At 45.4% G+C, this 14912-nt stretch carries 12 protein-coding genes; 7 read left to right on the top strand and 5 right to left on the bottom strand.

All coding sequences use genetic code 11. From position 1 onward, the window contains the following. Window positions 1-65 precede the first annotated feature (65 nt). The 5 genes from glxR to BMZ28_RS01650 all read right to left on the bottom strand — a co-directional run bounded on the left by glxR (window position 66) and on the right by BMZ28_RS01650 (window position 5240). Complete coding sequence (glxR, locus tag BMZ28_RS01670; protein WP_047779989.1) at window positions 66-953, bottom strand: 2-hydroxy-3-oxopropionate reductase; 888 nt, start codon at window positions 951-953, stop codon at window positions 66-68. Window positions 954-1082: 129 nt separating this feature from the next. After that, a complete protein-coding gene (hyi, locus tag BMZ28_RS01665; protein WP_047779990.1) occupies window positions 1083-1862 on the bottom strand; it encodes a hydroxypyruvate isomerase in 780 nt (259 codons plus the stop codon). Window positions 1863-1875: 13 nt separating this feature from the next. Further along, window positions 1876-3657: a glyoxylate carboligase gene (gcl, locus tag BMZ28_RS01660; RefSeq protein ID WP_047779991.1), complete on the bottom strand. Its 1782-nt coding sequence runs from the start codon at window positions 3655-3657 to the stop codon at window positions 1876-1878. Between the two features lie 166 nt (window positions 3658-3823). After that, on the bottom strand, window positions 3824-4636 hold the full coding sequence (locus BMZ28_RS01655; RefSeq protein ID WP_074820282.1) for an IclR family transcriptional regulator domain-containing protein: 813 nt from the start codon (window positions 4634-4636) through the stop codon (window positions 3824-3826). 121 nt (window positions 4637-4757) lie between these two features. Then, window positions 4758-5240, bottom strand: coding sequence for an ureidoglycolate lyase (locus BMZ28_RS01650; protein ID WP_047779993.1), 483 nt, complete (start codon window positions 5238-5240; stop codon window positions 4758-4760). A 468-nt stretch (window positions 5241-5708) separates the two neighbouring features. On the opposite strand from BMZ28_RS01650, the gene hutC reads away from it, so the two are divergent. From hutC to BMZ28_RS01615, 7 genes are all read left to right on the top strand, one after another. Continuing rightward, on the top strand, window positions 5709-6449 hold the full coding sequence (gene hutC / locus BMZ28_RS01645) for a histidine utilization transcriptional repressor HutC (protein ID WP_047782483.1): 741 nt from the start codon (window positions 5709-5711) through the stop codon (window positions 6447-6449). A 799-nt stretch (window positions 6450-7248) separates the two neighbouring features. Then, entirely contained in the window at window positions 7249-8439 is a 1191-nt protein-coding gene (locus BMZ28_RS01640) for a CaiB/BaiF CoA transferase family protein (RefSeq protein WP_047779994.1), read from the top strand. Further along, window positions 8429-9568 carry an acyl-CoA dehydrogenase family protein gene (locus BMZ28_RS01635; protein ID WP_074820280.1) on the top strand — a complete coding sequence of 380 codons (1140 nt, stop codon included), beginning with the start codon at window positions 8429-8431 and terminating at the stop codon, window positions 9566-9568. Before BMZ28_RS01640 ends, BMZ28_RS01635 begins: the two co-directional genes overlap by 11 nt. A gap of 131 nt (window positions 9569-9699) precedes the next feature. After that, a complete protein-coding gene (locus BMZ28_RS01630; protein ID WP_074820278.1) occupies window positions 9700-11139 on the top strand; it encodes a purine-cytosine permease family protein in 1440 nt (479 codons plus the stop codon). Between the two features lie 68 nt (window positions 11140-11207). Then, on the top strand, window positions 11208-11966 hold the full coding sequence (locus BMZ28_RS01625) for an electron transfer flavoprotein subunit beta/FixA family protein (protein ID WP_047779997.1): 759 nt from the start codon (window positions 11208-11210) through the stop codon (window positions 11964-11966). An 18-nt stretch (window positions 11967-11984) separates the two neighbouring features. After that, window positions 11985-12938 carry an electron transfer flavoprotein subunit alpha/FixB family protein gene (locus tag BMZ28_RS01620; protein ID WP_074820274.1) on the top strand — a complete coding sequence of 318 codons (954 nt, stop codon included), beginning with the start codon at window positions 11985-11987 and terminating at the stop codon, window positions 12936-12938. A gap of 49 nt (window positions 12939-12987) precedes the next feature. Continuing rightward, window positions 12988-14685 carry an electron transfer flavoprotein-ubiquinone oxidoreductase gene (locus BMZ28_RS01615; protein ID WP_074820272.1) on the top strand — a complete coding sequence of 566 codons (1698 nt, stop codon included), beginning with the start codon at window positions 12988-12990 and terminating at the stop codon, window positions 14683-14685. Window positions 14686-14912: the final 227 nt, after the last annotated feature.

The following is a 14912-nucleotide window of genomic DNA, read 5'->3' as shown; positions in this document are numbered from 1 at the left end:
CTAATTTTAATGAGATTAAATATTAAAGTCGTAATGTGATACGACTTTAATATTAATTATAAAAATCATGCGGGATGATTGATTTTATAATTGGCCATGAGTTCTAATGAATTAACCATTGCTGAATGGTCCAGATGTCCGCGACCATTAGCCACGCACGAATTAAATAATTCCTGACATGTGGCAGTATTCGGCAGGCTGATGCCTAATATACTGGCACCCTGTAAGGCTAGTTTTAGATCTTTCTGATGCAGTGCTATTTTGAATCCTGGTTCAAAGTTGCGTTTAATGATCCTTTCACCATGCACTTCTAATATTCTGGAAGAGGCGAAACCACCCATAAGGGCATTTTTCACTTTTTCCGGGTTAGCGCCGGCTTTGGCGGCGAATAACAGGGCTTCGGATACCGCTTCAATGGTGAGTGCCACAATGATCTGATTAGCTACTTTACAGGTTTGTCCGTCACCATTATCACCAACCAGGGTGATATTTTTACCCATTAGTTCAAGCAGCGGTTTAACTTGATTAAATACTTCTGGTTTACCGCCGACCATGATGGTCAGGGATGCCTGTTGAGCACCGATTTCACCGCCGGATACCGGAGCATCCAGATATTCACCACCAAGCTGACGAACCTTTTCTGCAAATTTTTTGGTTTCGATAGGTGAGATGGAACTCATATCGACAATGATTTTATTGTGTAGGTCAGTTTCGCTACAGCCATTCTCGGCGAACAAAACTTCTTCAACGTGCGGCGTATCCGGCACCATAATAAAAATGATATCACTGGCTGCGGCAACCTCGCGGGCAGTAGCACAGACCTTGGCACCCGCGCTTAACAGCGTAGATGGAACATCACCGATGGTATTGACGTGTAGCTGATGGCCACCCGCAAGAATATGACCAGCCATTGGCGTACCCATAATCCCTAGCCCGATAAATCCGATTTTCATGTTATTACCTCGTGCGAACGTTAATTTTTAAGTTAAATAATTTTTCTAGCCACATAAAAATGAATTAATAAGTATCCTTATCCCAGAGAGATAATTAATGATTAATATGTGGCTAGTTTTTAATGCTATTTAGAGCTGATATTTTTTAAGCCATTTCAGCCCAGTTTCCGTTGACTGCTTGGGTTTATATTCGCAGCCTATCCATCCTTTATAACCGAGCTCAGCAATGCGTGAGAATAAATACTCATAGTTAATCTCACCGCTGCCAGGTTCATTTCTTCCTGGGTTATCGGCAATTTGGATATGGCCTATTTTATTTAAATGTTTTGCGACGGTTTCAGCTAATTCACCTTCAGTTCTTTGCATATGATAAATATCGTATTGAACATAAAGGTTATTAGAGTTAACTGATTTGATTAAATCCAGCGCTTGCTCGGTTCCCTGCAAATAAAAGCCGGGAATGTCATAGTTATTAATCGGTTCAATTAATAGCTGGATATTCTCTTTTTTTAACTCATTAGCGGCAAAACTCAGGTTATCAATCACCGTTTGATCGACCAATTGCTTATTGGCGTCCTGCGGCGTTTTACCAATAAGGCAGTTGATTTTATCGTTACCAAGTAGTTTGGCGTACTCAATAGCGGCGCCAACACCATCCTGAAATTCTGAGACTCGGTTAGGTAAGCAGGCAATTCCTCGTTCTCCCTGTTCCCAATTTCCCGCAGGTAAATTATGCAAAATATGGGTCAGGTTATGATCATCTAACTGATCCCGCAGCTGCTGTTTGGAATAGGCGTATGGAAACATATATTCCACCGCTTTAAATCCATTTTTGGCAGCGTGGGCAAAGCGATCCATAAATTCATATTCGGTAAACAGCATTGATAAGTTAGCTGAAAATTTAAGCATGATAAGATCCCTTTTATTGATATTTCATAAAACAGGTTTCGGTTGGTGCATCTTCCATCCGGTCAGTAACTGGCTCAAACTCATTAACATTGTCGATCTCGCCACCCATCGAAATATTGGTGACTCGCTCAAGAATAATTTCAACCACTACCGGAACACTGAACTGCTTCATTAACGCCTGAGCTTTGACTAATGCAGGCTGGATATCGTCCGGGTTAAATACTCTGATGGCCTTACAGCCCAATCCTTCGACGACTTTAACGTGATCGACGCCATACCCGTTTACTTCACTGCTGTTAATATTGTCGAATGACAGCTGTACGCAGTAATCCATATCGAACGCGCGCTGAGCCTGACGGATCAGTCCTAAATAGGCGTTGTTCACTAAAATATGGATATAAGGCAGTTTGAATTGCGCACCGACGGCCAGCTCTTCAATCATAAACTGGAAGTCATAGTCACCCGAGATAGCAACGACTTTACGTGCTGGGTCAGCGACACACACACCCAAGGCCGATGGGATTGTCCAACCTAAAGGACCGGCCTGACCACAGTTAATCCAATGGCGAGGTTTAAAGACGTGTAGCATTTGCGCCGCGGCAATTTGTGATAAACCAATGGTGGTGACGTAGCAGACATCGCGACCAAAAGCTTTATTCATCTCTTCATAAACCCGCTGCGGTTTCACCGGCACATCATCAAAGTGAGTTTTGCGTAACATCGTGCGTTTACGCTGATTACACTCTTCAACCCATGCGGAGCGGTCAGGGATGCGGTTTTCTGCTTTCATTTTTTTGGCTACGCTAACCAGTAGCTCAAGTGCGGCTTTAGCATCGGAAACGATGCCCAGATCGGGGCAGAGTACTCGACCAATTTGGGTTGGTTCGATATCGATATGGATAATTTTGCGGTTAGCAACATACTTATCAACCGAGCCGGTATGTCTGTTTGCCCAGCGGTTACCAATACCAAAGACTAAATCTGATGCCAGTAAGGTCGCATTACCATAACGATGTGATGTTTGTAGCCCAACCATACCTGCCATTAACGGATGATCGTCAGGGATTGTGCCCCAACCCATCAGGGTAGGAATAACCGGAACCTGACAGATTTCAGCAAATTCTTGTAATAATGCTGAAGCATCCGCATTGATAACCCCACCGCCCGAGACGATAAGCGGCTTTTCTGCTGACATCAGCATATCAATGGCTTTAACGATTTGCTGTTGGCTTGCCGTTGGTTTATAAACGGAAATCGGCTCATAGCTGTCCGGATCAAACTCAATTTCAGCGACCTGAACATCATAAGGTAAATCGATCAGTACCGGGCCCGGGCGTCCTGAACGCATGGTGTGAAATGCTTGCTGTAGTACGCGGGGAACCAGTGCCGGTTCCAATACGGTAACGGCCATTTTGGTTACCGGTTTAGCAATGGACTCGATATCAACCGCCTGGAAGTCTTCTTTATGTAAGCGGGCACGAGGAGCCTGTCCGGTGATGCACAGAATTGGAATCGAGTCGGCAATGGCCGAGTAGAGTCCGGTAATCATATCGGTGCCAGCCGGGCCAGATGTACCCAAACACATGCCGATATTACCTGGATTAGCGCGAGTATAGCCTTCGGCCATATGGGACGCACCTTCTACGTGCCGGGCCAAATAATGCTGAATTTTCCCGTGTTTATTCATTGCCGAGTAAAACGGGTTAATCGCGGCTCCTGGAACGCCAAAAGCGACGGTAATTCCTTCTTTTTCCAGTACGTGCATTGCTGCTTCTACTGCGCTCATCTTTGCCATTTTTAACCACCTTATTCACTGAGTGTTTTAAACTTTACTAATTACTTTGTTGGAATTATTTTCCAACTTGTAAAAATCTTAAAAAAAACCGCTATGACTGGCGGACAGTATAAAATTACATTTAATTCAGTGACATACTACTAAGCTACCTACGGCGGTGACTGCGTCAAACCGGTTGATAACCTAATGCGGTACTAATATTTTGTGCCGTGGTATGTACTAACTTACCTAACTCTTCAAACCTTTCCTGTACTACTCTGGTACTCGGTCCTGATATGGATACTGATGCGACAACATCATGATTCTGATTAAAAATTGCGGAAGCAATGCAGTTTAACCCTATTGCATGTTCTTCGTTATCAATGCTAAATCCACGTTGTTTGGACTGTGCTAAATCCTGTATCAGTTGGTTAAAACTATTTAACGTATTGTCAGTAAAGACTTTTAATCCATTACTCACAATGACTTCCAGAATTTCTTCTTCAGGAAGCGAATAAATTAGCGCTTTCCCTGCGCCGGAAGCATGTAGCGGTAAGCGGCTGCCTATTGGTGCACACATTCTAATCATCGACTGACATTCACATTGGCTAATAAGAACCGCCTCATTAGAATTACAGATAGCCAGATTAGCCGTTTCACCAGATAGCGCCATCAGCCTCCTCATAAAGGGTCTGGCCACTGAAACTACATCACTATTGCGCGAATAGGATGAGCCGACAGTAAATAATCCTAACCCAATATGCCACCATCCAAGCTGAGCATCCTGATAAATAAATCCCGCATTCTCAAGGGTCTTGAGCAGTCGGAAAGAGGTCGATAGAGGAAGATCTAACTTTTCTGATAATACGGTCACAGATGCACTCCCTCCCGATTCAGCCAAGTATTGCAGTATGGCAATGCCTCGTTCTAATGCTTGAGTCCCTTTTTGTGGGGCTGCGTCAGCCTGAGCGGGGCGTCCTCTTCGTCCTGTTGCGTTCATGACTTAACTCTCCGGTAACCGACTATTCATGGAATAGCCTTTTCATGCTGGATGATTCATTGATACGACAATAGTATTCAATTTTCACCTGACTGTCGTTAGTTCCCGGAATAAACTGATATTAAAGTTCGAGTTCGTACACATTTGGCAACTTTTTGACTACGCAGTTATTTTCCCCTGCGCGGTCAACGGTAAAAAACTCGGTCTCTTTTTGATAGGCAAAAAGAGGGTGGTGCCACACGCCACAATGGTAGTTAACTCCCTGAGTACCATCGGTAATAAAGGCGCGTAGTGTATTGGTGTCAATATCTTCTCCTGGCTGTGCCACGATAATGACAAACTTCTCTCCCCTAAGCGGCATAAATGCCTGAGTCCCCAATGGGTGTTTTTCCAGTAATGAAACTTTAATGGGCATTGGGCTAGGTTTAGCCTTATTAATGCTCATTAACACCCGGTCTTGCTCGAAGAACTCAACTTTGGCTAAGTCATGAAACCGTTCAGTCATACCTTCATTAATAAAAAATGAACTGGCTCCCTCTATTTGTATCACGTCACCATAAGGTTTAAACGCTTCACGCGTAAGAACCTCTACTTCTAACTTCATGATATACCTCATTAATTATATGAAAATGTGCTGTTATCCGGTTTAACTGGATGGTCGAAGCCTTATATTTCATTTCTGTTGCTTAATTACTGTACCAAGCTTTTTTTTTTAAACCAGATATAAATTGGAAATATTTTCCAAAATAAGATGTGCAGCACACAATTCAATCATGTGATGTATTTAATTCTTTATTTATCAATGTATTGTGTTTTTGAATCGCAGGGGGATTGGGTGCTGAAGGAGCATTTATTCAATTTATCATGTTGTTATTTGTCGCGTAGCGGTGCCATTAATTGATGTTTTTAGCACCTTAATTCACCATGCATTGTCACTCTGCTTCTTTATCGTTAGGCATATCATCGGGGGAGATCACGATTTTTGCCCAGCGATACATACAGGTTGCGTAACAGCCACTAGAATTAAAATCACAATATACTCGATGATTGCAATATCACAGGAGTTCAGATGATGACACTTCAGGTAGGAAAACTCGCTTTAAAGCAGTCTGGACCACTCCCGCTGTATGCCAAAGTCAAAGAGATGGTGGCGGATAAAATTCTCTGCGGTGAGTGGCGTCCCAACGATCGTGTACCTTCTGAAACAGAGCTAGTTCAATTATTGGGTTTTAGTCGCATGACGATTAATCGGGCTCTGCGTGAGCTGACTGCCGAAGGATTACTCATCAGAATGCAGGGAGTCGGCACCTTTGTGGCCGAACCTAAAAGGCAATCTTCTCTGTTTGAAATCCAGAATATTGCGGATGAAATTCTTGCCAGACATCATCAACATCGTAGTGATGTGATGTTGCATCAGGCTACGGTAGCCGACAGAGAGCAGGCTATGGCATTAAATATCTTGCCCGGTAGTGAAATTTTCCACTCGACGATTATCCATTATGAAAATGAGGTGCCCATTCAGATCGAGGATCGCTATGTGAATCCAGCAATCGCACCGGATTATCTAAAACAGGATTTCACTCAGTTGACGCCGAATATTTATCTCAATTTGGTGGCGCCATTGACCGAAGGGGAGCATATCGTTGAGGCGGTATCCGCAACTGCTCAACAAAGTAAATGGTTACAGTTGGCTCCCCATGAGCCCTGTCTGCTGATTTGTCGTCGTACTTGGTCAAAGCAGCATCATGTTAGTTATGCCAGGCTCTTATATCCCGGTTCACGTCATCGCCTAAAAGGGCACTTTATGTCATAAGTGATGCCGTTGGTGATGCCATGAATGGCTGACAGGTGCTAGGGTGATTTTCAAGGACGATGGCTAGTCTGTCTCAGGCTCAATCTATTGGGATTACCCACGAGGCTTTTTGGTATTAAGCAGTAAATTAAGAATGTCCAAGCCAATACTTTATTTATTTCTCCTGAAAAATTAGCCGATGAGCATCTGCTCATTGGTTCTATTGCCGAGCTCATACTGCCTTATGGTTGTGTTCTGATACACAACATGAGCGATTCTTTCCTCTGTTCTTCTCGCTAGTCAGGCTAATGGCTAAGTGATCAATGAATGACAAAACCACCATGTCTAGCGCTTACTTTTTCCTTTGACTTGAAATGTTAAATTTATGTTTATTTTATTTGTGATTTGTGCCGCAAATTCAATTAATTTTTTAGGCTGTTTTTAATAGAAATCGTGGTAATAAGTCACCGCGCTTGCTGTGTGATTTCACTTAATATCATGTAAATCAATAGCTATTTAATTTTTTTCATCAGGGTGCGTCATGCTTTGCCGGTAAATGGCCAGATAAGCGTTTATTGAATATGCATGTATATACAACTATATGTTAATCAATGGTTGCATTGCTTGACACCTTGCTTGTTATATCGGGTTTTACTGCTGGTTTTTATCCGTAACTAAGGGACATCGTTACGACTGTCAATGGCGTAATAGAACCGTACTCATTTATGGAATAGCGGCCTTTTAGCAAACTCATTGAAAAGCCGTCTGAGTTCAAACGAGTACATAGTCTTACTTGTATCAGCGGAGCATTGAGAACGATATGGCGAAAGAAACACAGCAAACAGAACGTTACCAGCCACTGAGTGGCGTGCGGGTACTGGACTTGAGTCGGGTCTTGGCCGGGCCTTATTGTACAGCGATGTTGGCCGACCTTGGTGCGGAAGTGATTAAAGTTGAGGCGCCAAAGCACGGTGATGACAGCCGACATTTAGGGCCTTTTCTCTCCGGTGAAAGCGTTTACTACGGACTGATTAATCGTGGTAAGCGCAGCATTGAACTGGATTTCAAATCTCCGCAACACCAACAGCATTTTTATCAGCTGGTCGCCGATGTCGACGTGGTGGTAGAAAATTTCCGTCCCAGCGTGACACAGCGGTTGGGGATCGATTTCGATACCTTGAAGCAATATAACCCTCGATTGATTTATGCCAGCATTTCCGGCTTTGGTCAGCATAGCCCTCTGGCGAAGCATCCAGCCTACGACATTATTGCTCAGGCGATGTCTGGATTAATGAGCGTTACCGGTTTTCCGGCAACTGGCCCCACCCGTAGCGGTGAGTCATTAGGCGATGTTTGTGCCGGGATCTATGCTGCCTGGGCCATTAGTAGCGCATTATTTGCCCGGGAACGTCATCATCCTGATGCCCAATATATTGATGTGGCAATGTTAGATGTGCTGGTCAGTATGCAGGTCACGGGGTTATCTAATCTGTTTGCCCACGGTAGTGCACCGGGCCAGATTGGTAATCGCCATCCTGTTTCAACCCCCTTTGATACTTACCGTGCTGCCGATGGTTTGGTGGTGATTGCCGTAGCCAGTCAGCGCCTGTTCCTGCGTTTGTGTGAATGTATGGGGCAGCCTGAATTGGCGAATGACGTCCGCTTTATTGATGACGCCAGCCGAACTCAACATGAGCAGTTGTTAAAGCAGAAAATAGAACACTGGACGGCAGCATTCAACGTCGCCGAGTTATGCGATCTGTTATTAGAAGCCGGGGTTCCTGCCTCGCCAATCAATAATCTGGCGCAGGTAACGGAGAGTGAGCATGCTCAAGCTCGTCAGTTACTGGTGCAGCCGGCGGATCAAGGTAAACCTCTGGTTGTACAGCCGGTATTCTTTAACGGCCATAAACCCCACGTTACGACCCGAGCACCGCAATTAGGGGAAGCAAATAGCCTATACGGTGTTCCGGCTCACTCTTTACTAACAGGAGCAACTCATGAGCTTTGAAATTAATGAAACAGAACGCGCCATTGTTGATGCGGTTGAGAGCGTATCGCAGGATATTTTGAAGGCTCAGGCGCAACATTATGATGAGAATGAAATCTTCTGTCAGGAGAGTTTAACGGCGCTGGGTGAAATGGGCTGTATGGGCATTAATTTACCGGAAGCCTATGGCGGGTTTGGCGTCAGTAGCGTGGCGATGAGTCAGGCGGTTGAAGCGATTGCCGCGTCTTGTGCCTCCACCGCATCTGCGTTGACCGCCCATTTTTTAGCTACTGATTCCATCTTGATTGGTGGAACCGAAGAGCAAAAAAACAGTTGGTTGCCTCGCGCCGCCAGCGGTGAGCTATTAGGGGCTTTTGCCTTAACTGAACCGGCGGCGGGCTCTAACCCCGCGGATATGCGCACGGTGGCGAAACGTGAAACCGACGGTTGGCATATTCAGGGCAACAAACACTACATTACCAACGCCCGCGAAGCCGATTTTATTGTGCTGTATGCCAAAACAGCGCCTTCAGAAGGCCATAACGGCATCAGCGCTTTTATTATCCCTAAGGGGACGTCCGGTATTACGTTTTCCAGTCCGGAAAAAACCATGGGGCTACGGGGAAGTACCATCTATGAACTGGCATTAGATTGCTGGTTACCAGACTCAGCGTTATTGGGTAAAGAGGGGCATGGATTTGCAACGGCCATGGAAGTTTTGGATCGAGGTCGCGTTGAGGTCGCCGCCATGTCTCTTGGCATTGCTCGTGCCGCCATGGAAAGCAGTTTGCAATGGGTACAAGATCGGCAAATTGGTTCAAAGCTGTTAATGGCCTATCAAGGAACCCAGTGGTGCCTGGCGGATATGCATACTCGTTTACAGGCCGCGCGCATGTTGACCTGGCAAGCCGCTGAAAAACGCGATAGTGGCCAACGCTTTAGCCTTGATTCAGCGACGGCAAAACTGTTTGCCGCAGAGTGTGCCGGGTTTGTTACCGATGCAGCATTACAGCTACACGGTGGTTATGGCTACATTCGTGATCTACCTTTAGAGCGTTATGTACGCGATGCACGCATTCTACGTATCTTCGAGGGAACGTCTGAAGTACAAAAAATCATTATTTCCCGTAGCTTATTGAACAGCCGATGAGCGGCGTCATTCACTACGTCATCATTAGATGACGGACGGTGAGTGTGCTCAACGCTTTCCTGAGCTGGGTAATACAATAAGAAAAGGCAACATCACCCGAGTCTGTTAGATAACGAGAGGAAGCATATATCATGGCCATTGTTGAGAATTCACAACAAGAGACAATACTCCCATCTCAGGGAGCCCCATTGATTGAGTCACGTTCCATTGACTATATTCCTGAAGCTGAGCGACACGGCAGTCTATTCAGTCAGTTTACCCTATGGTTTGGCGCTAACTTGCAGATTACCGCGATTGTTACCGGTGCATTGGCGGTGGTACTCGGCGGTGATGTGTTCTGGTCTTTGATTGGGTTATTGATCGGCCAGATTTTAGGCGGATGTGTGATGGCCTTGCATGCGGTACAGGGACCGAAGCTCGGCTTACCGCAAATGATCTCAAGTCGCGTGCAGTTTGGTGTTTACGGCGCAGTACTGCCGATTATTTTAGTCTGTATTATGTATGTTGGTTTCTCCGCCGGTGGTACCGTGCTGGCGGGACAGGCCATTGCTCAACTGGTCAACGTCAGTAATTGGTTTGGCGTGCTGATTTTTGGTGCGGTAATTATTGGCATCACCATTTGCGGTTATCGGGTGATTCATATTTTAGGTAAAGTCGCCAGCGTAGTCGGGATAGTGGTTTTCTTTTATCTGTTTTTTAAAATCCTGTATGGATATGACATACAAGCGCTACTCAGCAATCGTCACTTTACACTGGCTAACTTCTTATTAGCGATGTCTTTATCGGCCTCTTGGCAAATTGCTTTTGGCCCTTATGTTGCGGACTACTCACGTTACCTGCCGAGTAAGACTTCCACCGTTAAAGCTTTTCTGGCGGTAGGGTTAGGTACGGTGATAGGCACCCAGGCTTCAATGGTGCTGGGCGTATTTGCTGCGGCATTGGCCGGCGATCGGTTTTCTGGTCATGAGGTGACGTACATCGTGAGTCTTGGTAGTACCGGATTAATTGCGGGATTGCTCTATTTTGGCATTTTCTTTGGCAAAGTAACGATTACTGCACTGAATGCTTACGGTAGCTTTATGTCTCTGGCCACGATTGTTAGCGGATTTCGCGGTAAACCAAGCGTATCACCTAAGCTACGCCTGTTTTTTATTATCATGATGGTGGGATTTTCTACCCTGTTAGCGTTGCTAGGACAGCATTCATTTCTCAAGATTTTTACCGCTTTCCTCCTGTTCCTGCTGGCATTTTTCACGCCATGGAGCGCCATTAACCTGGTGGATTACTATCTGGTGACCAAAGGTCGCTATGACTTACCGGCTCTGTCAGATCCAAACGGTCGTTATGGTCGCTGGAATATGCCCGGCATTATTACCTACCTGTTGGGGCTGCTCATTCAATTACCGTTTATTGCCACCAGTTTTTATACCGGTGCGCTGGTGGATGACCTTGGTGGTACGGATATTTCCTGGATTGTCGGTTTAGTGGTCACCGGTGTGATTTATTACTTCGTCACCAAGATCTGGCCTCCATCGGTAGCACCGGCACTGATATTGCCTGACAACCGTTAGCCGTATTGATGTTATCGAGCTCTATTTTTCATCGTTCTTTGACGACAGTAAAAATGAAGGGGTATTAAATGAAAATATTAGTCGGCGTAAAACGGGTTATTGACCATAACGTTAAAATACGTATTAAAGCGGATGGTTCAGGCGTTGAACTCGCCAATGTCAAAATGTCCATTAATCCATTTGATGAAATCGCACTGGAAGAGGCGGTACGCCTGAAAGAAGCTGGGGTAGCGACTGAAGTTATCGCTGTATCGATCGGCGATAAACTCACTCAGGAAACATTGCGCAGTGCACTTGCGCTTGGGGCGGATCGCGCTATCTTGATCGACAATGTGAATGGGATACCCCTTGAGCCGTTAGATATCGCTAAACTGCTGAAAATCGTCAGTGAGCAAGTTCAACCTCAACTGATTTTATTAGGTAAACAAGCGATTGATAATGACGCTAATCAGACCGGTCAAATGCTGGCGGCACTATTAAAATGTGGTCAGGCAACCTTTGCCTCGAAACTCAATATAACGGATAGCCAACATATTGAAGTAACTCGAGAAATTGACGGCGGACTGGAGACGCTGGCTCTGACATTACCTGCCGTAGTCACTGCTGACTTACGCTTAAATCAGCCTCGTTATCCCAGCTTGCCGAATATTATGAAAGCCAAGAATAAGCCATTGGATGTCCTCCCTCTGGATTCGCTGAATTTTGCGCCAATTAATCAGCTAACAACCTTGAAAGTATCAGAACCAGTGAAACGTCATGCGCAATGTGAGTGGTTAGAAAATGCGGGACAGTTGGTTTCTGTTTTAAAAGAACATAAAGCGATTTAACTCAAGAGGGCACTGAAAATGAGCAATTCCATGATTTTAGTGATCGCTGAACATGACCATAAAACATTAAAAAGCAGCACATTGAATGCAGTTATCGCTGCGCAACAAATAGCAGCAGCGGAAAGCGCCAATATACAGCTGTTAGTGGTGGGTTATCAGTGTCAGGCTGCGGCAGAAATGGGCCGTAGCATTGCCGGTGTGAGTCAGGTATTAGTTTGTGATGCAGCACACTACGCCAGTCAATTGGCGGAAGAGGTCACCGAAGCCATTGTGCCATTGGCTACTGGCTTTAGTCATATTATTTTCCCGGCCACCAGCTATGGCAAAAATATTGCGCCACGGCTGGCGGCGACGCTGGATGTGGCGCAGATATCTGATATTACCCAAGTTTGCGATGCACAAACCTTTGTACGCCCAATTTATGCCGGCAATGCATTGGAAACGGTACAGAACAATGGGCATCAGTTAGTGATTAGCGTTCGTTGCTCCGCTTTCTCTCCGGCGAAATATAGCGAACAGAATGCGCCAATAAAAAGCGTCAATGGCGCTGCCGTTTTTGGGGTATCACAGCACATTAGTCAATCATTAACGCCGTTTTCCCGTCCTGAGTTGACCACCTCAAAAATCGTTATCTCCGGTGGACGCGGCTTGAGCTCCAAAGAGAATTTCCAATTGATTGAGAAAATTGCCGATCAATTAGGGGCGGCGATTGGTGCCTCAAGAGCCGCCGTCGATGCGGGTTATGTACCGAATGATTATCAGGTTGGACAAACTGGAAAAATCATTGCGCCTGATTTGTATATTGCCGTGGGGATTTCAGGGGCGATTCAGCACATCGCCGGAATGAAAGAAAGCAAACTGATTGTGGCGATAAATAAAGACAAAGATGCACCGATTTTCCAGATTGCAGATTACGGTATTGTCGGCGATCTATTCCAGATTTTACCCGAATTAGAAAAAGCACTGGTTTAGCACCGGGGTGGCTTTAACGGCAGCAGATCATTTTTTGTCAGGAGGAAATATGAACTTGAGTCAACAGCCCCTTGCTAATGAGCCTGAACGAGAATCAATGGAGTTTGATGTGTTAATCGTTGGTGGAGGGCCGTCTGGATTAGCTGCAGCCATTCATTTAAAACAACTGGCTGCACAACATCAACATTCCCTTTCAGTCTGTCTGATTGATAAAGGTGCCAGTATTGGCGCACATATTTTATCGGGTGCCGTTATCGATCCTATTGCTCTGAATGAACTATTACCTGACTGGCAGCAGATGCTGGCCGTTCCTCTAACGCCAGTGACGGAAGATCGGTTTCTCTTTTTAAACGACCGACGAGCAACCCGCATTCCGCAAAAACTATTGCCTGACTGCTTTACCAATCACGGCAATCTTATCGGCAGTTTAGGGCTGATTTGTGCTGGTTTGGCTGAACAGGCCGAACAGTTGGGAGTGGAGATTTACCCCGGTTTTACCGGTAGTGATGTTTTATATAATGATGAAGGGGCAGTGATTGGCGTAGTCACCGGTGATCAAGGGGTCGATAAATCCGGTCAGCCAACCGCCCAGTATCAGCCGGGAATCAATTTACTGGCTAAAACCACCTTGTTTGCTGAAGGGTGCCGTGGCCAATTAGGCAAAATGCTGATTGAGAAGTTTGCCTTAGATAGCCAAAGTGCCCCTCAGACCTATGGTTTGGGGCTAAAAGAAGTTTGGCAAATTCCCGCTGAACAACATCAGCCAGGATTAGTGATCCACTGTGCCGGCTGGCCTTTGGGCCATGATACCTACGGTGGCGGTTTCCTTTATCACTATGGCGATAATCTGGTTTCTGTTGGCTTAGTCGTCGGACTGAATTATGCCAATCCTTATCTGTCGCCGTTTGAAGAGTTTCAACGCTTGAAAACTCACCCAGCGATTAGCGCCTTTTTACAGCATGGACAAAGGTTGAGTTACGGTGCCAGAACAATGGTTGCCGGTGGACTCTCCTCATTGCCATTGCTGAGTTTTAAAGGCGGTGCTTTGTTAGGGGACAATGCCGGGTTTCTTAATGCGGCACGAATTAAAGGCAGCCATTGCGCTATAAAAAGTGGCATGTTAGCCGCGCAAGCGACCTTTCAGGCGTTATTGGAAGCTCATCAGCAAAACCAAGATTCAGTCGATGAAACGACGCTATCGACGCTTTACCAGCAGGGCTTTCAGGAAAGCTGGTTGTATAAAGAACTGTACCAAACGCGAAATTTCAAACCTTATATGAAAAAAGGGCTCTATTGGGGTTCTATGTTGTTTGGCACCGAACAATTGCTGTTTAAAGGCCGTGTTCCCTGGACGCTGAAACTGACTGAACGCGATCACCAAGCCTTACAGTTGGCGGTGAATGCTAAACGGATACATTATCCTAAACCCGATGGTGTGCTGACTTTTGATCGTTTGTCATCGGTCTTTTTGTCAAATACCCATCATCAGGAAGACCAGCCTTGTCACCTAAAGCTAACGGATAACAGAATTCCCATCGCCGTTAATTTAGCCGATTATGCCGCGCCGGAAACCCGCTATTGTCCTGCGGGGGTATATGAGATTGTTGAAGATCAACAACAGCCCTATTTACAGATTAATGCGCAAAACTGCCTGCACTGTAAAGCCTGTGATATTAAAGATCCGACCCAGAATATTACCTGGACCGCGCCACAGGGGGGAGAAGGGCCTATTTATCAGGGAATGTGAGTATTGTTGTACCCTCGTGTGTAGGGGCGGAGAACTGAGATTTTAGACATAAAAAAGACGTCAATTGACGTCTTTTTTACATTCTATGGTACCGAGAACGGTCGGCCGATTTTCCTGCGGCAAGCATAGCCAAATAAACATGCGGCAGTATTCGGAATAGATATTAAAAAAACAATTCATCAAAAAATGATATTTATTATTTATTATTTTTAGGTGTGATAATTCAT

Source organism: Pragia fontium DSM 5563 = ATCC 49100 (genome assembly GCF_900112475.1).
GTDB lineage: Bacteria > Pseudomonadota > Gammaproteobacteria > Enterobacterales > Enterobacteriaceae > Pragia > Pragia fontium.
Note: the sequence above shows the minus strand (reverse complement) of the source record. Positions and strands in the feature narration are given on the sequence as shown.

Excerpts from the sequence above, each read along its gene's own strand:
- BMZ28_RS01640 (WP_047779994.1), top strand. The coding sequence starts at position 7,249 with ATGGCGAAAGAAACACAGCAAACAGAACGTTACCAGCCACTGAGTGGC.
- gcl (WP_047779991.1), bottom strand. The coding sequence starts at position 3,657 with ATGGCAAAGATGAGCGCAGTAGAAGCAGCAATGCACGTACTGGAAAAA.
- BMZ28_RS01655 (WP_074820282.1), bottom strand. The coding sequence starts at position 4,636 with ATGAACGCAACAGGACGAAGAGGACGCCCCGCTCAGGCTGACGCAGCC.
- BMZ28_RS01650 (WP_047779993.1), bottom strand. The coding sequence starts at position 5,240 with ATGAAGTTAGAAGTAGAGGTTCTTACGCGTGAAGCGTTTAAACCTTAT.
- hutC (WP_047782483.1), top strand. The coding sequence starts at position 5,709 with ATGACACTTCAGGTAGGAAAACTCGCTTTAAAGCAGTCTGGACCACTC.
- BMZ28_RS01635 (WP_074820280.1), top strand. The coding sequence starts at position 8,429 with ATGAGCTTTGAAATTAATGAAACAGAACGCGCCATTGTTGATGCGGTT.
- BMZ28_RS01625 (WP_047779997.1), top strand. The coding sequence starts at position 11,208 with ATGAAAATATTAGTCGGCGTAAAACGGGTTATTGACCATAACGTTAAA.
- BMZ28_RS01615 (WP_074820272.1), top strand. The coding sequence starts at position 12,988 with ATGAACTTGAGTCAACAGCCCCTTGCTAATGAGCCTGAACGAGAATCA.
- hyi (WP_047779990.1), bottom strand. The coding sequence starts at position 1,862 with ATGCTTAAATTTTCAGCTAACTTATCAATGCTGTTTACCGAATATGAA.
- BMZ28_RS01630 (WP_074820278.1), top strand. The coding sequence starts at position 9,700 with ATGGCCATTGTTGAGAATTCACAACAAGAGACAATACTCCCATCTCAG.
- glxR (WP_047779989.1), bottom strand. The coding sequence starts at position 953 with ATGAAAATCGGATTTATCGGGCTAGGGATTATGGGTACGCCAATGGCT.
- BMZ28_RS01620 (WP_074820274.1), top strand. The coding sequence starts at position 11,985 with ATGAGCAATTCCATGATTTTAGTGATCGCTGAACATGACCATAAAACA.